Raw genomic sequence first — 21,885 nt, forward strand, 5'->3', positions numbered from 1 at the left:
TCCCCGGCCCGGATGGCGTTGGCCGTCCGGCAAAGACAAATCATCCCTTCAGCCGGTGTGTGCACCGCCGGCGTCACTGCGAACCGAGGCGCTACCGATCATGGCCTACTCGTTTACCGAGAAGAAACGCATCCGCAAAGACTTTGGCAAGCGTCCGCCCGTACTGGGCGTGCCCAACCTGCTGACCATCCAGACCGATTCCTACCGTGAGTTCCTGCAGGAGCACGTCGCGCCGAAGCAACGCGGCGAGAAGGGTTTGCATGCCGCGTTGAAGTCGGTGTTCCCGATCTCCAGCTATTCGGGCAATGCCGCACTCGAGTATGTCGACTACCGCCTCGGCGAGCCGGCGTTCGACGAGCGCGAATGCCGCAACCGCGGCATGACCTTCGGCGCGCCGCTGCGCACCACCGTGCGTCTGGTCATCTACGACAAGGACAGCCCGGCCTCCAAGAAGGTGGTCAAGTACATCAAGGAGCAGGAGGTCTACATGGGCGAGATTCCGCTCATGACCGACACCGGCACCTTCATCATCAACGGCACCGAGCGCGTGATCGTCTCGCAGCTGCATCGTTCGCCGGGCGTGTTCTTCGACCACGACCGCGGCAAGACGCACAGCTCGGGCAAGCTGCTGTTCTCGGCTCGCGTGATCCCCTACCGCGGCTCATGGCTGGACTTCGAGTTCGACCCGAAGGACGCGCTGTTCACCCGCATCGATCGTCGCCGCAAGTTGCCGGTGACGGTGCTGCTGCGTGCGCTCGGCTACAACAACGAAGAGATGCTGGGCATCTTCTTCGAGCACAACGTGTTCCACCTGGGCAAGAAGGGCGGCACCACGCTGGAGCTGGTTGCCGAGCGCCTTCGCGGCGAGACGCTGAGCTTCGACCTGGCCATCGGCGGCAAGGTGCTGGTGGAAGCCGGCAAGCGCATCACCGCGCGCCACGTGCGCCAGCTGGCGGCCGAGAACATCACCGCGCTGGAAGTACCGGATGACTATCCGGTCGGCCGCATCGTGGCGAAGGACATCGTCGACAGCAAGACCGGCGAGCTGCTGGCCTCGGCGAACGACGAGATCACCGCCGAGCAGTTGGAGAACTTCCGCAAGGCCGGCATCGAGATCGTGCCGACGTTGTACGTCAACGACCTGGACCGCGGCGCCTACATCTCGCACACCCTGCGCATCGACAACACCACGACGCCGCTGGAGGCGCTGGTGGAGATCTACCGCATGATGCGTCCGGGCGAGCCGCCGACCAAGGACGCCGCGCAGAACCTGTTCTTCAACCTGTTCTTCACCTTCGACCGTTACGACCTGTCGAGCGTGGGCCGGATGAAGTTCAACCGCCGCGTGGGCCGCAAGGAAATCCTCGGCCCGGGCGTGCTGTACGACTACAAGTACTTCAGCGAGCGCAAGGAAGAGGAGTCGCAGCGACTGGTCGCCGAGCAGGGCGAGAGCTCCGACATCCTCGACGTGCTGAAGGTGCTGATCGACATCAAGAACGGCCACGGCACCGTGGACGACATCGACCACCTGGGCAACCGCCGCGTGCGTTCGGTGGGCGAAATGGCGGAGAACACCTTCCGCATCGGCCTGGTGCGCGTGGAGCGTGCGGTTCGCGAACGCCTCAGCCTGGCCGAAGCCGATGGCCTGACCCCGCAGGACCTGATCAATGCCAAGCCGGTCGCGGCGGCGGTGAAGGAGTTCTTCGGTTCCTCGCAGCTGTCGCAGTTCATGGACCAGAACAACCCGCTGTCGGAAGTCACCCACAAGCGCCGCGTCTCCGCGCTCGGGCCGGGTGGCCTTACCCGCGAACGCGCTGGCTTCGAGGTGCGCGACGTGCATCCGACCCATTACGGCCGCGTCTGCACCATCGAAACGCCGGAAGGCCCGAACATCGGCCTGATCAACTCGCTGGCCGTTTACGCGCGCACCAACGCCTACGGCTTCCTCGAGACGCCGTACCGCAAGGTGGCCGGCGGCAAGGTCACCGACACGGTCGATTACCTGTCGGCGATCGAGGAGGGCGACCACGTGATCGCGCAGGCGAACTCGCCGCTGGACAAGCATGGCGCCTTCATCGAGGACTTCGTGTCCTGCCGCTTCCGCGGTGAATCCGAGCTGCGCCCGGCGTCCGAAGTGGACTACATGGACGTCTCGCCGATGCAGACCGTGTCGGTCGCCGCGGCGCTGGTGCCGTTCCTGGAGCACGACGACGCGAACCGCGCACTGATGGGCGCGAACATGCAGCGTCAGGCGGTACCGACCCTGCGTTCGCAGACCCCGCTGGTCGGCACCGGCGTCGAGCGCGCCGTGGCGCGCGACTCCGGCGTCATCGTCTCGGCCAAGCGCGGCGGCGTGATCGACCAGGTCGACGCGGCGCGCATCGTGGTGCGCGTGAACGAGGACGAGGTGGGCGACAACGACGCCGGCGTCGACATCTACACGCTGACCAAGTACACCCGCTCCAACCAGAACACCAACCTCAACCAGCGTCCGCTGGTCAACGTCGGTGACGTGGTGGCAAAGGGCGACACGCTGGCCGACGGCTCGTCGACCGACCTGGGCGAGCTCGCGCTCGGCCAGAACATGCTGATCGCGTTCATGCCGTGGAACGGCTACAACTTCGAAGACTCGATCCTGCTCTCCGAGCGTGTCGTGCAGGAAGACCGCTACACCTCGATCCACATCGAGGAGCTGTCCTGCATCGCGCGCGACACCAAGCTGGGCGCCGAGGAAATCACCGCCGACATCCCGAACGTGGGCGAGCAGGCGCTGGCGCGCCTGGACGAGTCGGGCATCGTCTACATCGGTGCCGAGGTGAAGGCCGGCGACATCATGGTCGGCAAGGTCACGCCGAAAGGCGAGAGCCAGCTGACCCCGGAAGAGAAGCTGCTGCGCGCGATCTTCGGCGAGAAGGCATCCGACGTGAAGGACAGCTCGCTGCGCGTGCCGCCGGGCATGGACGGCACCGTCATTGACGTGCAGGTGTTCACCCGTGACGGCATCGAGAAGGACAAGCGCGCCAAGCAGATCGAGGAAACCGAGGTCAAGCGGGTGCGCAAGGATCTGGACGACCAGTTCCGCATCCTGGAAGGCGCGATCTACAGCCGCATGCGCACCCAGCTGGTCGGCAAGACCGCACAGAGCGGTCCGGGCGGCCTCAAGCGCGGCACCGAGATCACCGACGCCTACCTCGACGGCCTGAAGAAGGACGACTGGTTCAAGATCAACGTCAAGGACGAGGACGTCACCGAGTTCCTCGAGCGTGCCGCCGACCAGATCAAGCGCCACAAGGAAGAGTTCGACAAGCGCTTCAAGGAGAAGCAGGGCAAGATCACCCAGGGCGACGACCTCGCGCCGGGCGTGCTGAAGATGGTCAAGGTGTTCCTGGCCGTGAAGCGCCGCATCCAGCCGGGCGACAAGATGGCCGGCCGCCACGGCAACAAGGGCGTGGTTTCCAACGTGGTGCCAGTCGAGGACATGCCGTACATGGCCAACGGCGAGGCGGTGGATATCTGCCTCAACCCGCTGGGCGTGCCTTCGCGCATGAACATCGGCCAGATTCTGGAAGTGCATCTGGGCTGGGCCGCCAAGGGCCTGGGCAAGAAGATCCAGAAGATGCTCGAGGCGCAGGAGAAGGTGGTCGAGATCCGCAAGTTCCTCGACCAGATCTACAACACCCACGTCGCCGGCGCGGTGCAGCACGTCGACCTGAAGTCGCTCACCGACAAGGAGATCCTGGCGCTCGCCACCAACCTGCAGGAAGGCGTGCCGATGGCGACGCCGGTGTTCGACGGCGCCGAGGAGACCGAGATCAAGGCGATGCTGAAGCTGGCGGATCTGCCCGAGTCGGGCCAGACCACGCTGTACGACGGTCGCACCGGCGAGGCGTTCGATCGCCCGGTCACCGTGGGCTACATGCATTACCTGAAGCTCAACCACCTGGTTGACGACAAGATGCACGCACGCTCCACCGGCCCGTACTCGCTGGTCACCCAGCAGCCGCTGGGCGGCAAGGCGCAGTTCGGCGGCCAGCGCTTCGGCGAAATGGAAGTCTGGGCGCTGGAAGCCTACGGCGCGGCCTACACCCTGCAGGAAATGCTGACGGTGAAGTCCGATGACGTGCAGGGCCGCAACCAGATGTACAAGAACATCGTCGACGGCAACCACGAGATGTCGGCAGGCATGCCGGAGTCCTTCAATGTGCTGGTGAAGGAAATCCGCTCGCTCGCCATCAACATCGACCTGGAAGAGGTCAAGTGATCGACGGGGTTCGGGATACGGGATTACCAGACATTCGTCTGTTAAAAGCCGGGATTTGCAAAAGCAAACCCGGTCCCGGCCCCGGATCCGGCGAACCTGATCTTGTTCGAACTGCGGACCTCGACCCAAGAATTTGCTCCGACCGGAGATTCAAATGAAAGACTTGCTCAACCTCTTCAACCAGCAGCGTGCGACGCCGGATTTCGACGCGATCAAGATTGCGCTCGCGTCGCCGGAGCTGATCCGCTCGTGGTCGTACGGTGAAGTGAAGAAGCCGGAGACGATCAACTACCGTACCTTCAAGCCGGAGCGTGACGGCCTGTTCTGCGCGGCCATCTTCGGTCCGGTGAAGGACTACGAGTGCCTGTGCGGCAAGTACAAGCGCATGAAGCACCGCGGCGTGGTCTGCGAGAAGTGCGGCACGGAAGTGACGCTGGCCAAGGTGCGTCGCGAGCGCATGGGCCATATCGAGCTGGCCAGCCCGACCGCCCACATCTGGTTTCTCAAGTCGCTGCCCTCGCGCATCGGCCTGATGCTGGACATGACCCTGCGCGACATCGAGCGCATCCTGTACTTTGAGGCCTTCGTGGTGATCGACCCGGGCATGACCGCGCTGGAGCGCGGCCAGCTGCTCAGCGAGGACCAGTACCTGGAGGCGACCGAGGAACACGGCGACGAGTTCGACGCGCGGATGGGTGCCGAGGCGGTATTCCACCTGCTGAAGTCGCTCGACCTGCCGGGCGAAGTCATCCGCCTGAAGGAAGAGATCGCCTCCACCAATTCCGAGACCAAGCTGAAGCGGCTGACCAAGCGCGTCAAGCTGATCGAGGCGTTCCTGGAATCCGGCAACAAGCCGGAGTGGATGGTGCTGACCGTTCTTCCCGTGCTGCCGCCGGATCTGCGTCCGCTGGTGCCGCTGGATGGCGGCCGCTTCGCGACCTCCGACCTGAACGACCTGTACCGCCGCGTCATCAACCGCAACAACCGTCTGAAGCGGCTGCTCGAGCTCAATGCGCCGGACATCATCGTGCGCAACGAGAAGCGCATGCTGCAGGAATCGGTCGATGCGCTGCTCGACAACGGCCGCCGCGGCCGTGCCATCACCGGCACCAACAAGCGCGCGCTGAAGTCGCTGGCCGACATGATCAAGGGCAAGCAGGGCCGCTTCCGCCAGAACCTGCTGGGCAAGCGCGTTGACTACTCCGGTCGTTCGGTGATCGTGGTCGGCCCGACCCTGCGCCTGCACCAGTGCGGTCTGCCGAAGAAGATGGCGCTGGAGCTGTTCAAGCCATTCATCTTCGCCAAGCTGCAGGCGCGTGGCGAAGCCACCACCATCAAGGCGGCAAAGAAGCTGGTCGAGCGCGAAGAGGCCCAGGTGTGGGACATCCTCGAAGAGGTGATCCGCGAACATCCGGTACTGCTGAACCGTGCGCCGACCCTGCATCGCCTCGGCATCCAGGCGTTCGAGCCGAAGCTGATCGAAGGCAAGGCGATCCAGCTGCATCCGCTGGTCTGCACCGCGTTCAACGCCGACTTCGACGGCGACCAGATGGCTGTCCACGTGCCGCTGTCGATCGAGGCGCAGCTGGAAGCGCGCACCTTGATGATGTCGACCAACAACATCCTGTCGCCGGCGAACGGCGAGCCGATCATCGTGCCGACCCAGGACGTCGTGCTGGGCCTGTATTACCTGACCCGTGAGCTGATCAACGCCAAGGGCACCGGCATGGTGTTCTCCGGCATTGGCGAGGCACGTCGCGCATACGACAACCGCGCAGTCGAGTTGCACGCCAAGGTCAAGGTGCGCATGAAGCTGGTGCACATCGCCGAAGACGGTACCCGCACGCAGCAGACCAGGATCGTCGATACGACGGTCGGTCGCGCCTTGCTGGCCGAGATCATGCCCGAGGGCCTCCCGTTCGAGCTGGCCAACACCGAGCTGACGAAGAAGAACATCTCGCGTCTGATCAACTCCAGCTACCGTCTGCTGGGCCTGAAGGACACGGTCGTGTTCGCCGATCAGCTGATGTATGCCGGCTATCGCTACGCGACTCGTTCGGGCATCTCGATCGGCATCGACGACATGCTGATTCCGGCCGAGAAAAAGCCGATCCTGGAAGAGGCCGAGAAGGAAGTCGTCGAGATCCAGCAGCAGTACCAGTCCGGTCTGGTCACCGCCGGCGAGCGCTACAACAAGGTGGTCGACATCTGGTCGCGCACCAGCGAGCTGGTGGCCAAGGCGATGATCGACGGCATCGGCACCGAGAAGGTGGTCGATGCCGACGGCAAGACGGTCAACCAGAAGTCGATGAACTCGCTGTACATCATGGCCGACTCCGGCGCGCGTGGCTCGGTGGCGCAGATTCGCCAGCTGGCCGGCATGCGCGGCCTGATGGCGCGCCCGGACGGCTCGATCATCGAGACCCCGATCAAGGCCAACTTCCGCGAAGGCCTGAACGTGCTGCAGTACTTCAACTCGACCCACGGCGCCCGCAAGGGCCTGGCCGATACCGCGCTGAAGACCGCCAACTCCGGTTACCTGACCCGTCGCCTGGTCGACGTGGCGCAGGACGTGGTCATCACCATGGACGACTGCGGCACCGAGGACGGCATCACCATGCAGCCGATCGTCGAAGGCGGCGACGTGGTCGAGCCGTTGCGCGACCGCGTGCTCGGCCGCGTGGTGGTCGAGGACGTCTACGCCCCGGGCGACGACGACCAGCCGATCGTCACCCGCGACACCCTGCTCAACGAGGCACTGGTCGAGAAGCTGGACAAGGCCGGCGTGCAGATCATCAAGGTGCGTTCGCCGATCACCTGCGAAGCCGAACATGGCGTGTGCAAGCTGTGCTACGGCCGCGATCTGGCCCGTGGCCATCTGGTCAACATGGGCGAGGCCGTGGGCGTGGTGGCCGCGCAGTCGATCGGCGAGCCCGGCACCCAGCTGACCATGCGCACCTTCCACATCGGCGGTGCGGCTTCGCGTGCGGCGGCGGTGGACAACGTGACGGTGAAAACCACCGGTTCGCTGAAGTACAACAACCTGAAGTCGGTGCAGCACAAGCAGGGCCATCTGGTGGCGGTGTCGCGTTCCGGCGAACTGAGCGTGATCGACGCCAGCGGCCGCGAGCGCGAGCGCTACAAGGTGCCGTACGGCGCCACCATCGCGGTCAAGGACGGTGCGGCGGTCAAGCCGGGCCAGACCGTGGCCAACTGGGACCCGCATACCCACCCGATCGTCACCGAGGTGGCCGGCGTGGTGCGCTTCATCGACTTCCTCGACGGCGTCACCGTGCAGAGCCAGACCGACGAACTCACCGGCCTGGAGTCGGCGGTGGTCACCGATCCGAAGCGCCGCGGCGCACAGGCGAAGGACCTGCGTCCGATCGTGCGCCTGGAAGACGCCAAGGGCCGCGAGCTGAAGCTGCCGGGCACCGACATTGCCGCGCAGTACTTCCTGCCGGCCGGTGCCATCGTGTCGATCCAGAACGGCGCCGAGGTGGGCGTGGGCGACGTGATCGCGCGCATTCCGCAGGAGAGCTCGAAGACCCGCGACATCACCGGCGGTCTGCCGCGCGTGGCCGACCTGTTCGAGGCGCGCAAGCCGAAGGAGCCGGCGATCCTGGCCGAGCGTTCGGGCATCGTCAGCTTCGGCAAGGACACCAAGGGCAAGCAGCGCCTGGTCATCAAGGACGTCGACGGCAACGAGCACGAGGAACTGATTCCGAAGTGGCGTCAGGTCATCGTGTTCGAGGGCGAGCATGTGGAGAAGGGCGAAACCGTCGTCGACGGCGAGCCGAGTCCGCATGACATCCTGCGCCTGCTGGGCGTGGAGCCGCTGGCCGGTTACCTGGTCAAGGAGATCCAGGACGTGTATCGCCTGCAGGGCGTGAAGATCAACGACAAGCACATCGAGGCGATCATTCGCCAGATGCTGCGCAAGATCGAGATCGTCGAGCCGGGCGACAGCCATTACCTGCGCGGAGAGCAGATCGAGCGCGTGCGGATCAACGCCGAGAACGAGCGGGCCGTGGCCAAGGGCGAGCGACCGGCCGAATACCAGTCGATCCTGCTTGGCATCACCAAGGCTTCGCTGGCGACCGAGTCGTTCATTTCGGCCGCCTCGTTCCAGGAAACCACCCGCGTGTTGACCGAAGCTGCGGTGCGCGGCACCCGTGATACCTTGCGGGGCCTGAAGGAAAATGTTATTGTCGGCCGTCTCATTCCGGCAGGCACGGGCTTGGCGTACCACGCATTGCGTCGTCGCCAGGGCGGTTTGACCGCCACGGAGCTCGAGACGCTTTCCGGAACCACGCCTGCGACCCCGGTCGCAGAGGTGACCGGTGCAGATGGTGGTGCCGAGTAAGCCCGTTCGAGGCTTCACTCGCTGACATACGAAATGAGGCGCAGGGACGCGCCTCGTGTTCGGGTCAAGGACGGCAGGGCGTCAGCTTGCCCATGGCAAGCGGCTCATGTTAAATTCCCGCTTCTTGGCAGACCGAGCTTGATCGGGCTGCCTTTATGTTTTCAGGAACAGCTACGCATGACGACAGTCAACCAGTTGGTGCGCAAGAACCGCAGTCCCAAGACCTACAAGAGCGGTTCGCCGGCCTTGCAGAGCAGCCCGCAGCGCCGCGGCGTCTGCACGCGCGTTTACACCACCACCCCGAAAAAGCCGAACTCGGCCCTGCGCAAGGTCGCCAAGGTGCGCCTGACCAACGGTTTCGAGGTCATCAGCTACATCGGCGGTGAAGGGCACAACCTGCAGGAGCACTCCGTGGTGCTGATCCGCGGCGGCCGTGTCAAGGACCTGCCGGGTGTGCGCTACCACACGGTGCGCGGCAGCCTCGATTGCGCCGGCGTGACCAAGCGCCGCCAGTCGCGTTCCAAGTACGGCGCCAAGCGCCCGAAGAAGTAACGCCCGGGCCTGCCAGGCAGGCGGGCAGGGTCGACCGCCCGGGTTGCCGGGTCGGGCACCTGCAAGAGTGAGACATCTGGAAAGTGCGGCCATGGACGGGCGCTTTGGCTTCGCAGGCGGGATGCCTGCAAAAACATCGATGCGGCCATAACGGCTGCTTTTCGTGCGGGCAGGGTTGCCTGCGAAAACAACGGACAACAAACATGTCGCGCAAAGGTTCACATCCCGCCCGTCTGGTTCTGCCGGATCCCAAGCATGGCAGCCAGCTGATTGCCCGCTTCATCAACATGGTGATGAAGAGCGGCAAGAAGTCCGTGGCTGAGAGCATCGTTTACGGTGCGCTGCAGCACATCGGCGAAAAGAATGCCGAGCCGGTGGCCCTGGTCGAGAAGGCACTGAACAACATCGCCCCGGCGGTCGAGGTGAAGTCCCGCCGCGTGGGTGGTGCCACCTACCAGGTGCCGGTCGAGGTGCGTCCGGGCCGTCGCATGGCGCTGGCGATGCGCTGGGTCATCGATGCTGCCCGCAAGCGTGGCGAAACCTCGATGCCGCGCAAGCTGGCTGCCGAGCTGCTGGAGGCCTCCGAAAGCCGCGGCGGCGCCGCCAAGAAGCGTGAAGAGACGCACCGCATGGCCGAGGCCAACAAGGCCTTCTCGCACTATCGCTGGTAATTGAAGTTGCGCTTGCCGCCAAACAGTGGCGGCGAGCGACAAAAGCCGCCGTCCATGGCGGACCAGGGATACCGGGCCGCTTCAATGGCGGCCAAAAGCAAGCCGCCTTCAAGGGCGGATTTCTCACAAGCTCTCGGCCCGGACGGCCGCGTCCAGACATGGGGCAGGGCTGCCCGGCAAAGGTAATCATCCATGGCACGCAACACTCCCCTCGACCGCTACCGCAACTTCGGCATCATGGCCCACATCGATGCCGGCAAGACCACGACCACGGAGCGCATCCTGTTCTACACCGGCGTCAGCCACAAGATCGGCGAGGTGCATGACGGCGCGGCCACCATGGACTGGATGGAGCAGGAGCAGGAGCGCGGCATCACCATCACCTCCGCGGCTACCACGGCCTTCTGGAAGGGCATGGATGGTTCGATGGAGCAGCATCGCTTCAACATCATCGACACCCCCGGACACGTCGACTTCACCATCGAGGTGGAGCGCTCGCTGCGCGTGCTCGACGGCGCCGTATTCGTGCTGTGCGCGGTCGGTGGCGTGCAGCCGCAGTCCGAGACCGTGTGGCGCCAGGCCAACAAGTACAAGGTGCCGCGCCTTGCGTTCGTCAACAAGATGGATCGCACCGGCGCCAATTTCGAGAAGGTCGTCGGCCAGCTGAAGTCGCGCCTCGGTGCCCACCCGGTGCCGATGCAGGTGCCGATCGGTGCCGAGGACAACTTCACCGGCGTGATCGACCTGTTGCGCATGAAGGCGATCAGCTGGGACATGGAAACCCAGGGCATGAAGTTCGAGCTGAACGACATCCCCGCCGAGCTGGCCGACAAGGCGGCCGAGGCGCATTCCTTCATGGTGGAATCCGCTGCGGAAGCCACCGAAGAACTGATGAACAAGTACCTCGAAGGCGGCGACCTCTCCACCGAGGAGATCATTGCCGGCCTGCGTCAGCGCACGCTCGCCAACGAGATCATTCCCGTGTTCTGCGGTACCGCGTTCAAGAACAAGGGCGTGCAGGCGATGCTCGACGCCGTGGTGCAGCTGTTGCCGTCGCCGGCCGACCGCCCACCGGTGGCCGGTATCGACGAGAACGAGCAGGCGGCCACGCGCAAGGCCGATGACGCCGCGCCGTTCTCCGCGCTGGCGTTCAAGATCATGACCGACCCGTTCGTGGGCTCGCTGACGTTCTTCCGTGTCTACTCGGGCACGCTGAACTCGGGCGACGCCGTGTACAACCCGGTCAAGAGCAAGAAGGAGCGCATCGGCCGCATCCTGCAGATGCACGCGAACGAGCGTCACGAGCTGAAGGAAGTGCGTGCCGGCGACATCGCCGCCGCGGTCGGCCTCAAGGACGTGACCACCGGCGACACGCTGTGCGCGCAGGATCACGTGATTACCCTGGAGCGGATGACGTTCCCGGAGCCGGTGATTTCGATGGCGGTCGAGCCGAAGACCAAGTCGGACCAGGAAAAGATGGGCATCGCGCTGGGTCGCCTGGCTGCCGAAGATCCGTCGTTCCGCGTCCGTACCGACGAGGAATCCGGTCAGACCATCATCTCCGGCATGGGCGAGCTGCACCTGGACATCCTGGTCGATCGCATGCGCCGCGAGTTCAACGTCGAGGCCAATGTCGGCAAGCCGCAGGTGGCTTACCGCGAGACGATCCGCGCTTCGGACGTCAAGTCGGACTACAAGCACGCCAAGCAGTCGGGCGGCAAGGGTCAGTACGGCCACGTCGTGATCGAGCTGTCGCCGATGACGGAAGAGGAGCGCAAGAGCCCGGACGTCAAGGACGATTTCCTGTTCGTCAACGAGATCACCGGCGGCGTGATCCCGAAGGAGTTCATCCCCTCGGTCGAGAAGGGCCTGCGCGAGACCATCACCAGCGGTCCGCTTGCCGGGTTCCCGGTGGTGGGCGTCAAGGTGAAGCTGGTGTTCGGTTCGTACCACGACGTCGACTCGTCGGAAATGGCGTTCAAGCTGGCCGCCTCGATGGCGTTCAAGCAGGGCTTCAACAAGGCCAATCCGGTGCTGCTCGAGCCGATCATGAAGGTCGAGGTGGTGACTCCGGAGGAATATGTCGGTGACGTGATGGGCGACATGAGCCGCCGTCGCGGCCTGCTTCAGGGCCAGGACGACACGCCGTCGGGCAAGACCATCGACGCGATGGTTCCGCTGGGCGAGATGTTCGGCTATGCGACCACCATCCGCTCGCTGACCCAGGGCCGTGCAACCTTCACGATGGAATTCGACCACTACGCCGAGGCACCGAACAACATCGCCGAGCAGGTGATCAAGAAGGCCTGATTGGCGCGATCGTCCTGATCGCAAGAGCAAGATCAAACAGCGGCCATCCATGGCCGTACTCTTCAAGAAAAGCAGTGCGACCTTCGACGGGTCGCGTAGATTGAAAGCGACGCGGCGGACGCCGCACTGACGAACGTTCCAGCTAGAGGTCTCAAGTCATGGCAAAGGGTAAATTCGAACGCACCAAGCCGCACGTCAACGTCGGCACGATTGGTCACGTGGATCACGGCAAGACGACGCTGACGGCGGCGCTGACGAAGGTCGGTGCCGAGCGTTTCGGTGGAGAATTCAAGGACTACAGCGCGATCGACGCGGCGCCGGAAGAGAAGGCGCGCGGCATCACGATCTCGACCGCGCACGTGGAATACGAGTCGCCGACCCGTCACTACGCGCACGTCGACTGCCCCGGCCACGCGGACTACGTGAAGAACATGATCACCGGTGCGGCGCAGATGGACGGCGCGATCCTGGTGTGCTCGGCCGCGGACGGCCCGATGCCGCAGACGCGCGAGCACATCCTGCTGTCGCGCCAGGTCGGCGTGCCGTACATCGTGGTGTTCCTGAACAAGGCGGACATGGTCGATGACGCCGAGCTGCTCGAACTGGTCGAGATGGAAGTGCGCGAGCTGCTGAGCAAGTACGACTTCCCGGGCGACGACACCCCGATCATTCATGGTTCGGCGCTGAAGGCGCTGGAAGGCGACCAGAGCGAAATCGGCGTGCCGGCGATCATCAAGCTGGTGGACGCGCTGGACAGCTACATTCCCGAGCCGGTGCGCACGATCGACAAGCCGTTCCTGATGCCGGTGGAAGACGTGTTCTCAATCTCCGGCCGCGGCACCGTGGTGACCGGTCGTATCGAGCGCGGCGTGATCAAGGTGGGCGACGAAATCGAAGTGGTCGGCATCCGCGACACGCAGAAGACCACGGTCACCGGCGTGGAGATGTTCCGCAAGCTGCTGGACCAGGGCCAGGCGGGCGACAATGCCGGCCTGCTGCTGCGCGGCCTGAAGCGCGACGACGTGGAGCGTGGCCAGGTGCTGGCCAAGCCGGGCACGATCACCCCGCACACGGACTTCGAGGCCGAAGTGTATGTGCTGTCGAAGGACGAGGGTGGCCGTCACACGCCGTTCTTCAAGGGCTATCGCCCGCAGTTCTACTTCCGCACGACCGACGTGACCGGTGCCGTGACCCTGCCGGAAGGCGTGGAAATGGTGATGCCGGGCGACAACGTGAAGATGGTGGTGAGCCTGATCCACCCGATCGCGATGGACGAAGGCCTGCGTTTCGCCATCCGCGAAGGCGGTCGCACCGTCGGCGCCGGCGTGGTGGCCAAGGTCATCAAGTAACGGTTCTTGCGGGAATTCCGGCATGGATGCCGGTTTGATCTTTGCCATCAGGGAGGATGGCTGAAGTAAAGGTCACGAGGTCGCGGGACGAACGGAACCACGCGCTGCCGGGACAACTCCCGCCGTTGAACCGGCCGCGGCTGCGCCGCGCCGGTTCACGCCGGGGCGAGTCGAGGGCGAAGTTGTTTCGCACCTCTTCACTAATCCCGGATTTACCGGTATACTTCGCAGCTCACTTGTCGGACAGACGTGTTTCTGGACGACCAACCGCGAAATGAGGCACAGGACGTGCTTCGAGTTCGCTGGCCGTGGATCGGCCTTCGCAAGTCGACGTGATCGCGGGGCTAGCCCTGTTGACACGTCGTTTTGCGCGAGATTCGGATTGTGCCAGGCGAGCGGATCGATGCTCGCCTGGTGTTTTTCAAAGGGGCCGGCAGATCATCGAGGGCCCCGGACAAGTGGCAAAAGGGCAGTGCGGAGTGGTGAGAAGCCGCTCCGGCATCACAGAACGTTCTTTCGACAACAGGACACGGTTATGGCGAACCAGAAGATTCGCATTCGGCTGAAGGCATACGATCATCGACTGATCGACCGCTCCGCCAGCGAGATCGTCGAGACGGCTAAGCGCACGGGTGCCACGGTACTCGGCCCGATTCCCCTCCCGACCAAGATCGAGCGTTACACCATTCTGACGTCGCCGCACGTCGACAAGGATGCACGCGACCAGTACGAGACCCGTACGCACAAGCGTGTACTCGACATCGTCGACCCGAACGACAAGACCGTGGACGCGCTCATGAAGCTTGATCTCGCCGCTGGCGTCGATGTTCAGATCAAGCTCGGTTGAGCGACAGACAGGATACGAAGATGAGTATCGGATTGGTTGGCCGCAAATGCGGCATGAGCCGACTCTTCACTGAAGACGGCCGCTCGATTCCGGTGACGCTGATTGAAGCGACGCCGAACCGCGTGACCCAGGTGAAGACGGACGACAACGATGGCTACAGCGCCGTCCAGGTTTCCGCAGGCAGCAAGCGTGCGAACCTGCTGACGCAGCCGCTGAAGGGCCACTACGCGAAGGCGAAGGTCGAGCCGGGTCGCGGTCTGTGGGAGTTCCGCGTTGCTGCCGAGGATCTCGGCAAGTACGCGGTGGGCTCGGAGATCAAGGCGGACGACGTGTTCTCCGTCGGCCAGATCGTGGATGTCGCCGGCGTGTCGAAGGGCAAGGGCTTCCAGGGCACGATCAAGCGCTGGAACTTCAAGATGGGCGACGCTACCCACGGCAACTCGCTGTCGCATCGCGCACCGGGCTCGATCGGTCAGCGCCAGACCCCGGGTCGCGTGTTCCCCGGCAAGAAGATGGCCGGCCAGATGGGCAACGTGAATCGTACCCAGCAGGGCCTGGAAGTGGTCAAGGTCGACGCCGAGCGTCATCTGATCGCGGTCAAGGGTGCGGTACCGGGTGCCACCGGTAGCGACGTCGTCATCCGCCCGACGACCAAGAGCTGAGGAGAGACACCATGGAACTCAATGTCATGGGTGCCAAGCCGCTCAGCGTGTCGGACGAAGTGTTCGGCGGCGAGTACAAGAAGGCCCTGGTGCACCAGGTCGTGGTTGCCTATCAGGCCGCTGGCCGCGCCGGTACCAAGGCGCAGCTATCCCGCGGCGAAATGTCCGGCACCACCAAGAAGTTCAAGAAGCAGAAGGGCGGCGGCGCCCGCCACGGTGACTACCGTGCCCCGATCTTCGTCGGTGGTGGTGTCACGTTCGCCGCCAAGCCGCGCAGCTACGAGCAGAAGGTCAACCGCAAGGCTTATCGCGTCGCGATCCGCTCGATCTTTTCCGAGCTGGTTCGCCAGGGTCGCCTGAAGGTGGTCGAGAGCTTCGGCATCGAGACGCCGAAGACCTCCGCGATGGTCGCCAAGCTGGCCGAGCTGGACGTGTCCGGTCGCGTGTTGCTGGTGTCCGAGGATGCCTCCGAATCCGTGTTCCTGGCTGCGCGCAACATCCCCTACATCCATGTGCTGGATGTCATGGGCCTGAACCCCGTCAGCCTCGTCGGCTCCGACCACGTGGTGGTCACGGTCGATGCGGTGAAGAAGATCGAGGAGTGGCTGGCATGAGCAACGAACGCATTCTCGATACGCTGCGTGCGCCGCATATCTCCGAGAAGTCGGCGCGTCTTGCCGAGCACAACCAGTATGTGTTCCTGGTCGCCCCCGCGGCGACCAAGGCCGATGTCCGCGCTGCGGTGGAAAAGCTGTTCGACGTCAAGGTCGAGCAGGTGAACCTCGTCAACGTCAAGGGCAAGGTCAAGTCCTTCCGTTTCCGCGCTGGCAATCGCCAGGGCAAGCGCAAGGCCTACGTGCGTCTTGCCGATGGCCAGGCCATCGACGTGTCCGCCAAGGCCTGAGCCAGGAGTTCTGTGAAATGGCACTAATCAACCACAAGCCGACCTCGCCGGGTCGCCGCGACGCAGTCAGCGTCCGCACGGAAGGCCTGTACAAGGGCGCGCCCTACGCTCCTTTGACCGAGGCGCAATCCCGTACCGGCGGCCGCAACCATCATGGCCGGATCACCACGCGTCATCGTGGCGGCGGTCACAAGCAGCATTACCGCATCATCGACTTCAAGCGTGACAAGGAAGGCATCGCCGCCCGCGTCGAGCGCATCGAATACGATCCCAACCGCACCGCGCACATCGCGCTGCTGTGCTACGCCGATGGCGAGCGTCGCTACATCATCGCGCCCAAGGGCGTGCAGGTGGACGATCGCCTGGTGTCGGGTCGCGAGGCGCCGATCAAGGCCGGCAACTGCCTGCAGCTGCGCAACATCCCGATGGGCAGCACGATCCACTGCGTGGAGCTGCGTCCCGGCAAGGGCGCGCAGATCGCCCGCAGCGCCGGCGCCTCGGTGCAGTTGGTTGCCCGCGAGTCCGGTTACGCCACGTTGCGCCTTCGCTCCGGCGAGATGCGTCGCGTCTCGGTCGATTGCCGCGCCACCATCGGCGAAGTCGGCAACGGCGAGCACAGCCTGAAGAAGCTGGGCAAGGCCGGCGCCAAGCGCTGGGTAGGTATTCGCCCGACCGTCCGCGGCGTGGTGATGAACCCGGTCGACCACCCGCACGGTGGCGGCGAAGGCAAGACCTCCGGCGGTCGTCATCCGGTCAGCCCGTGGGGCACGCCGGCCAAGGGCTACAAGACCCGCAACAACAAGCGCACGCAGCACTTCATCGTGCGTCGTCGTACCAAGTAACAGGAAGCCGACATGCCTCGCTCTTTGAAGAAAGGTCCCTTCGTAGACCTTCACCTCGCGAAGAAGGTGGAAGCTGCGGTTTCCGCCAACAACAAGCGCCCGATCAAGACCTGGTCGCGCCGCTCGATGATCCTGCCGGAAATGGTCGGCTTGACCATCGCCATCCACAACGGCCGTCAGCACGTGCCCGTCCTGATCAACGAGAACATGGTCGGGCACAAGCTCGGCGAGTTCGCGGTGACCCGCACGTTCAAAGGCCATGTCGGCGACAAGAAGGGCAAGTGATGAGCACTGAAGCCAAAGCGATCCTGCGCGGCGCCCGCATTTCGGCGCAAAAGGCACGCCTGGTGGCCGACCTCGTCCGCGGGCTTCCCGTGGGCCGGGCCAGCGACGTGCTCACCTATACCAACAAGAAGGCTGCGCACCTGGTTCGCAAGGTGCTGCTGTCGGCCGTCGCCAACGCCGAGAACAATCTCGGTGCCGACGTCGACGAGCTGAAGGTGTCCAGCATCTTCGTCGACGAAGGTCCGGCGATGAAGCGCATGTACGCCCGCGCCAAGGGCCGCGGTTCGCGCATCCTGAAACGTACCAGCCACATCACTGTGGTTGTCGGCAACTGACTGAGGATATAGACGATGGGTCATAAAGTTCATCCCACCGGTATCCGCCTCGGCATTGCCAAGGACTGGAACGCGAAGTGGTTCGCCAACAAGGGCGATTACGCCAAGTATCTCGTGGCCGACATCAAGGTCCGCGACATGCTGAAGAAGAAGCTGGCCGCCGCCGGCATCTCGAAGATCCAGATCGAGCGCCCGGCCAAGACCGCGCGCGTGACGATCCACACTGCCCGCCCGGGCGTGGTGATCGGCAAGAAGGGCGAGGACATCGAGAAGCTGCGCAAGGAAGTCAGCGACATGATGGGCGTCCCGACGCACATCAACGTCAACGAGGTGCGCAAGCCCGAGCTGGACGCGCAGCTGGTGGCAGAGTCCATCGCGCAGCAGCTGGAGCGCCGCATCATGTTCCGCCGCGCGATGAAGCGCTCGGTCGGCAACGCGATGCGCCTGGGCGCCCTGGGCATCAAGATCAACGTCTCCGGCCGCTTGAACGGCGCCGAGATCGCCCGCTCCGAGTGGAGCCGCGAGGGTCGCGTGCCGCTGCATACGCTGCGCGCCGACATCGACTACGGTTTCGCCGAGGCGAGCACCACCTACGGCATCATCGGCATCAAGGTCTGGGTGTACAAGGGCGAGATCTTCGATCTGGCCGCTGCCAGCCAGGAGTCGAAGGACGAACCGTCGCCGTCGCGCCGTGAAGGTGGCGAAGGCCGTCGTAATGATTCGCGTCGCGAGGCCGGTGAAGGCCGTCGCGAGCGGTCTGCGAAGTAAGGGAGAGTTGCCATGTTGCAACCCAAGCGAACCAAGTACCGCAAGCAGTTCAAAGGCCGCAACGACGGTCTGGCCCAGTGCTCCAACCTCGTCAGCTTCGGCGAGTACGGCCTGAAGGCGACCACGCATGGTGCGCTCACCGCGCGCCAGATCGAGGCGGCTCGTCGTTGCATCACCCGCTTTGTCAAGCGTGGCGGCAAACTGTGGATCCGCGTGTTCCCGGACAAGCCGATCACCAAGAAGCCGATCGAAGTGCGCATGGGCGCGGGCAAGGGCGGCGTCGAGTTCTGGGTCGCCCCGATCCAGCCCGGCCGCATGCTGTATGAAATCGAGGGCGTCGACGAGACGACGGCACGCGAGGCGTTCCGCCTGGCCGCCGCCAAGCTCTCGGTGCAGACCCAGTTTGTGACACGGGCGGTGATGTGATGGCCAGCAAAGATATCAACAACCAGTCGGCCGACGAGCTGAACCAGCATCTGCTGGACCTGCGCAAGGAGCAGTTCAACCTGCGCATGCAAAAAGGTTCCGGCCAGCTCACCCAGCCGCACCAGCTTCGCCGCGTTCGGCGTGACATCGCCCGCACGAAATTCGTGCTCGGCAGCAAGAAGTAAGGGACGGCCGAGATGAGCGAGAACCAGAAGAAGGCACGCACCCTCGAGGGTCGCGTCACCAGCAACAAGATGGACAAGACGGTCACCGTCCTGGTCGAGCGCCAGGAGCAGCATTGGCTGCTGGGCAAGACCATTCGTCGGTCGACCAAGCTGCATGCGCAGGACGACCTGGGCGCGAACGAGGGTGATCTCGTGCGTATCGCCGAGTGCCGTCCGTTGTCCAAGACCAAACATCACCGCGTGGTTGAAATCATCACGCGCGCCAACGTCTAAAGGGAGGGTGCAGCCATGATCCAGATGCAAAGCACGCTTTCCGCAGCGGACAACAGCGGCGCCAAGGAAGTGATGTGCATCAAGGTGCTCGGCGGCTCCAAGCGCCGTTACGCCTCGATCGGTGACGTGATCAAGGTCACCGTGAAGGATGCCATTCCCCGCGGCAAGGTGAAGAAGGGCGAGGTGTACAACGCAGTGGTGGTGCGTACTGCCAAGGGCGTGCGCCGTCCCGACGGTTCGCTGATCCGTTTCGACGGCAATGCGGCTGTCCTCCTCAACAACAAGCTCGAGCCGATCGGTACCCGTATCTTCGGGCCGGTTACCCGCGAGCTGCGCAACGAGAAGTTCATGAAGATCGTCTCGCTCGCGCCCGAAGTGCTCTGAAGCGGAGTCAAGACAATGAACCGTATCCGCAAGGGTGATCAGGTCCTCGTGATCACCGGCAAGAACAAGGGTCAGCGCGGCGACGTGCTGCGTGTTGCAGGCGATCGCGTATTCGTCTCCAACGTGAATCTGGTCAAGCGTCACACCAAGCCGAACCCGCAGGCCAACCAGGCTGGCGGTATCGTCGAGCGTGAAGCCTCGATCCATCTCTCCAATGTGCAGCTGTTCAACCCCGCCACGAACAAGGGTGAACGCGTCGGTTCCAAAACGCTCGCTGATGGGCGCAAGGTCCGCGTGTTCCGTTCGAATGGCGAGGTCGTGGACGCGTAAGGAACACGATCATGACGCGCCTTGAAAAATTCTATAAAGACCAGGTAATCGGCAAGCTCACCGAGCAGTTCGGCTACCAGAACGTGATGCAGGTTCCCCGCATCACCAAGATCACGCTGAACATGGGCGTGGGCGAAGCGGCGGGCAACAAGAAAGTGCTCGAGAACGCCGTGGCCGACATGGCCAAGATCGCCGGCCAGAAGCCGATCACCACGAAGGCCCGCGTTTCGGTGGCTTCGTTCAAGATCCGCGACGGCTGGCCGATCGGCTGCAAGGTCACGTTGCGCCGTGCGCAGATGTGGGAGTTCCTCGATCGCCTGATCAACATCTCGCTGCCGCGCGTGCGCGACTTCCGCGGTGTTTCGGCCAAGGCGTTCGACGGTCGCGGCAACTACAACTTCGGCATCAAGGAACAGATCATCTTCCCCGAGATCGATTTCGACCAGGTGGATGCTCTGCGCGGCATGGATATCTCCATCACCACGACGGCGCGAACCGACAACGAGGCGAAGGCCCTGTTGACGGCCTTCAGCTTCCCGTTCCGGAACTGAGCGGTCATCCTTGACGAACCCGGCCGTCCGCGGCCGGACTCTTTGAAAGAGCAGCGATAAATTATGGCCAAGAAATCAATGGTGAACCGCGACGTCAAGCGGGCCAAGCTGATCAAGAAGTACGCCGCCAAGCGCGCCGAACTGAAAGCGATCGTGCTCAACCCGACGGCTTCGTACGACGAGAAGATGGAAGCGCAGGCGAGCCTGCAGAAGCTTCCGCGCGATGCCAGCCCGGTTCGCGTGCGGACGCGTTGCGCCCTGACCGGTCGTCCGCGCGCCGTCTACGCGAAGTTCGGCCTGGGTCGCAACAAGCTGCGCGAAGCCACCATGCGCGGCGACGTGCCGGGCCTGCGCAAGGCCAGCTGGTAATTCACAACCTGCAGGATCGGCGCGTCGGCTGTTCCGGCGCACCGATCCGACCGGCGGCACCGCATGCCACCGGTGGATGCGACTAACGCATCCGATGTTCGCCAAAACCCGAAATTGCTGCTATAGTCGGCGGTCTGCGCAACGCAGGCTGGCTTCTTTGCCGGCTCACAATCTGATTGATTTCCGGTTTTATCGGATATCGGTGCACTCTGAAGGATGTTTTCATGAGCATGACTGATCCCATCGCCGATCTGTTCACGCGCGTCCGCAATGCCCAGGCCACGGGCAAGCCGGTCGTGCGTATGCCGTCGTCGAAACTGAAGGTGGCCATCGCCGACCTTCTCAAGAACGAGGGCTACATCCTCGACGCCAAGACTTCCGTCGAGGAAGGCAAGCCGGTGCTCGAGATCAAGCTCAAGTATTTCGACGGTCAGCCCGCCATCGAGAACATTTCCCGTGTCAGCCGTTCCGGCCTGCGCGTTTACCGCGGCAAGGACGAGCTGCCGAAGGTCCTCGGCGGCTTGGGCATTTCGATCATCTCGACTTCCGCTGGTCTGTTGACCGATGCGCAGGCCCGTGCCAAGGGCCTGGGCGGCGAAGTCATCGGCCAAGTGGCATAAGGAGTCTTTCAATGTCACGTGTAGCCAAACAACCCATTTCCCTGCCGAAGGGCGTCGAGCTGACGATCGCCGGAGGCAACATTTCGGTGAAGGGCCCGAAGGGCACCTTGTCCGTGCATCAGCTGCCGGGCGTCACGGTCGCCGTCGACGGCGGCGTGGCGAATGTCACGCTGGGCGAAGGCGTGGACGACAAGTTCGGCGGTACGGCGCGTGCGCTGATCGCCAACATGGTCACCGGCGTCTCGCAGGGTTACGAGCGCAAGCTTGAGCTGGTCGGCGTCGGTTATCGCGCCGCCATGCAGGGCAAGGCGCTGAGCCTCAGCCTGGGCTTCTCCCACCCGGTGGTGTTCGACGCGCCCGAGGGCATCAGCATCGAAACGCCGACCCAGACCGAAGTGCTGATCAAGGGCACCGACAAGCAGGTCGTCGGCCAGGTCGCAGCCAAGATTCGCGGCTTCCGCCCACCCGAACCCTACAAGGGCAAGGGCGTGCGCTATGCCGGCGAGAAGATCACCCTGAAGGAAGCCAAGAAGGCGTAAATGCGCTGTCCCTGCGCGTAGAGACCGGTCATCCATGGCCGGACTTTTCACAAAGA

23 protein-coding genes are annotated in these 21,885 nt (G+C 63.9%); all 23 read left to right on the forward strand.

Going from position 1 to position 21,885, the window contains the following annotated elements; translation table 11 throughout:
- Nucleotides 1-97 precede the first annotated feature (97 nt).
- On the forward strand, nucleotides 98-4,261 hold the full coding sequence (rpoB, locus tag ACVCL9_RS01785; protein WP_395121355.1) for a DNA-directed RNA polymerase subunit beta: 4,164 nt from the start codon (nucleotides 98-100) through the stop codon (nucleotides 4,259-4,261).
- Between the two features lie 154 nt (nucleotides 4,262-4,415).
- Nucleotides 4,416-8,627 carry a DNA-directed RNA polymerase subunit beta' gene (gene rpoC, locus ACVCL9_RS01790; RefSeq protein ID WP_395117258.1) on the forward strand — a complete coding sequence of 1,404 codons (4,212 nt, stop codon included), beginning with the start codon at nucleotides 4,416-4,418 and terminating at the stop codon, nucleotides 8,625-8,627.
- A gap of 177 nt (nucleotides 8,628-8,804) precedes the next feature.
- A complete protein-coding gene (gene rpsL, locus ACVCL9_RS01795) occupies nucleotides 8,805-9,179 on the forward strand; it encodes a 30S ribosomal protein S12 (RefSeq protein ID WP_007083021.1) in 375 nt (124 codons plus the stop codon).
- Between the two features lie 203 nt (nucleotides 9,180-9,382).
- Entirely contained in the window at nucleotides 9,383-9,850 is a 468-nt protein-coding gene (gene rpsG / locus ACVCL9_RS01800) for a 30S ribosomal protein S7 (RefSeq protein ID WP_007514548.1), read from the forward strand.
- Between the two features lie 192 nt (nucleotides 9,851-10,042).
- The gene (gene fusA / locus ACVCL9_RS01805) at nucleotides 10,043-12,160 is read left to right on the forward strand and encodes an elongation factor G (protein ID WP_395117261.1); all 2,118 of its coding nucleotides are present in this window, start codon (nucleotides 10,043-10,045) and stop codon (nucleotides 12,158-12,160) included.
- Between the two features lie 158 nt (nucleotides 12,161-12,318).
- Nucleotides 12,319-13,509, forward strand: a complete 1,191-nt coding sequence (tuf, locus tag ACVCL9_RS01810; protein ID WP_395117250.1) for an elongation factor Tu — start codon at nucleotides 12,319-12,321, stop codon at nucleotides 13,507-13,509.
- 535 nt (nucleotides 13,510-14,044) lie between these two features.
- A complete protein-coding gene (gene rpsJ, locus ACVCL9_RS01815) occupies nucleotides 14,045-14,356 on the forward strand; it encodes a 30S ribosomal protein S10 (RefSeq protein ID WP_007082173.1) in 312 nt (103 codons plus the stop codon).
- A gap of 20 nt (nucleotides 14,357-14,376) precedes the next feature.
- Nucleotides 14,377-15,018, forward strand: coding sequence for a 50S ribosomal protein L3 (gene rplC, locus ACVCL9_RS01820; RefSeq protein ID WP_395117262.1), 642 nt, complete (start codon nucleotides 14,377-14,379; stop codon nucleotides 15,016-15,018).
- 11 nt (nucleotides 15,019-15,029) lie between these two features.
- Nucleotides 15,030-15,632 (forward strand): 50S ribosomal protein L4, encoded by a 603-nt coding sequence (gene rplD, locus ACVCL9_RS01825; RefSeq protein WP_395117264.1) that lies wholly within the window; start codon nucleotides 15,030-15,032, stop codon nucleotides 15,630-15,632.
- Nucleotides 15,629-15,922 (forward strand): 50S ribosomal protein L23, encoded by a 294-nt coding sequence (rplW, locus tag ACVCL9_RS01830; protein ID WP_395117266.1) that lies wholly within the window; start codon nucleotides 15,629-15,631, stop codon nucleotides 15,920-15,922. Before rplD ends, rplW begins: the two co-directional genes overlap by 4 nt.
- Nucleotides 15,923-15,939: 17 nt before the next feature.
- On the forward strand, nucleotides 15,940-16,764 hold the full coding sequence (gene rplB, locus ACVCL9_RS01835) for a 50S ribosomal protein L2 (RefSeq protein ID WP_395117268.1): 825 nt from the start codon (nucleotides 15,940-15,942) through the stop codon (nucleotides 16,762-16,764).
- A gap of 12 nt (nucleotides 16,765-16,776) precedes the next feature.
- Complete coding sequence (gene rpsS / locus ACVCL9_RS01840; protein WP_108473256.1) at nucleotides 16,777-17,049, forward strand: 30S ribosomal protein S19; 273 nt, start codon at nucleotides 16,777-16,779, stop codon at nucleotides 17,047-17,049.
- Nucleotides 17,049-17,384 (forward strand): 50S ribosomal protein L22, encoded by a 336-nt coding sequence (gene rplV / locus ACVCL9_RS01845; RefSeq protein WP_007082179.1) that lies wholly within the window; start codon nucleotides 17,049-17,051, stop codon nucleotides 17,382-17,384. The genes rpsS and rplV overlap by 1 nt, the downstream gene beginning before the upstream one ends.
- A 15-nt stretch (nucleotides 17,385-17,399) precedes the next feature.
- Nucleotides 17,400-18,152, forward strand: a complete 753-nt coding sequence (gene rpsC / locus ACVCL9_RS01850; protein ID WP_136259089.1) for a 30S ribosomal protein S3 — start codon at nucleotides 17,400-17,402, stop codon at nucleotides 18,150-18,152.
- 12 nt (nucleotides 18,153-18,164) lie between these two features.
- Nucleotides 18,165-18,578: a 50S ribosomal protein L16 gene (rplP, locus tag ACVCL9_RS01855; protein WP_136259088.1), complete on the forward strand. Its 414-nt coding sequence runs from the start codon at nucleotides 18,165-18,167 to the stop codon at nucleotides 18,576-18,578.
- Nucleotides 18,578-18,763 carry a 50S ribosomal protein L29 gene (gene rpmC, locus ACVCL9_RS01860; RefSeq protein ID WP_136259087.1) on the forward strand — a complete coding sequence of 62 codons (186 nt, stop codon included), beginning with the start codon at nucleotides 18,578-18,580 and terminating at the stop codon, nucleotides 18,761-18,763. Before rplP ends, rpmC begins: the two co-directional genes overlap by 1 nt.
- Nucleotides 18,764-18,775: 12 nt before the next feature.
- Nucleotides 18,776-19,036: a 30S ribosomal protein S17 gene (gene rpsQ / locus ACVCL9_RS01865; protein WP_136259086.1), complete on the forward strand. Its 261-nt coding sequence runs from the start codon at nucleotides 18,776-18,778 to the stop codon at nucleotides 19,034-19,036.
- A 15-nt stretch (nucleotides 19,037-19,051) separates the two neighbouring features.
- The gene (gene rplN / locus ACVCL9_RS01870) at nucleotides 19,052-19,420 is read left to right on the forward strand and encodes a 50S ribosomal protein L14 (RefSeq protein WP_395117270.1); all 369 of its coding nucleotides are present in this window, start codon (nucleotides 19,052-19,054) and stop codon (nucleotides 19,418-19,420) included.
- A 15-nt stretch (nucleotides 19,421-19,435) separates the two neighbouring features.
- Complete coding sequence (gene rplX / locus ACVCL9_RS01875; RefSeq protein ID WP_136259084.1) at nucleotides 19,436-19,750, forward strand: 50S ribosomal protein L24; 315 nt, start codon at nucleotides 19,436-19,438, stop codon at nucleotides 19,748-19,750.
- A gap of 8 nt (nucleotides 19,751-19,758) precedes the next feature.
- Nucleotides 19,759-20,301, forward strand: a complete 543-nt coding sequence (gene rplE / locus ACVCL9_RS01880; protein WP_395121356.1) for a 50S ribosomal protein L5 — start codon at nucleotides 19,759-19,761, stop codon at nucleotides 20,299-20,301.
- A gap of 63 nt (nucleotides 20,302-20,364) precedes the next feature.
- Complete coding sequence (gene rpsN, locus ACVCL9_RS01885; RefSeq protein ID WP_447099334.1) at nucleotides 20,365-20,670, forward strand: 30S ribosomal protein S14; 306 nt, start codon at nucleotides 20,365-20,367, stop codon at nucleotides 20,668-20,670.
- 224 nt (nucleotides 20,671-20,894) lie between these two features.
- On the forward strand, nucleotides 20,895-21,290 hold the full coding sequence (rpsH, locus tag ACVCL9_RS01890; RefSeq protein WP_395117275.1) for a 30S ribosomal protein S8: 396 nt from the start codon (nucleotides 20,895-20,897) through the stop codon (nucleotides 21,288-21,290).
- An 11-nt stretch (nucleotides 21,291-21,301) separates the two neighbouring features.
- Entirely contained in the window at nucleotides 21,302-21,829 is a 528-nt protein-coding gene (rplF, locus tag ACVCL9_RS01895; protein ID WP_447099333.1) for a 50S ribosomal protein L6, read from the forward strand.
- The last annotated feature ends 56 nt before the right edge of the window (nucleotides 21,830-21,885 follow it).

This window comes from Rhodanobacter sp. UC4438_H5, assembly GCF_052978405.1.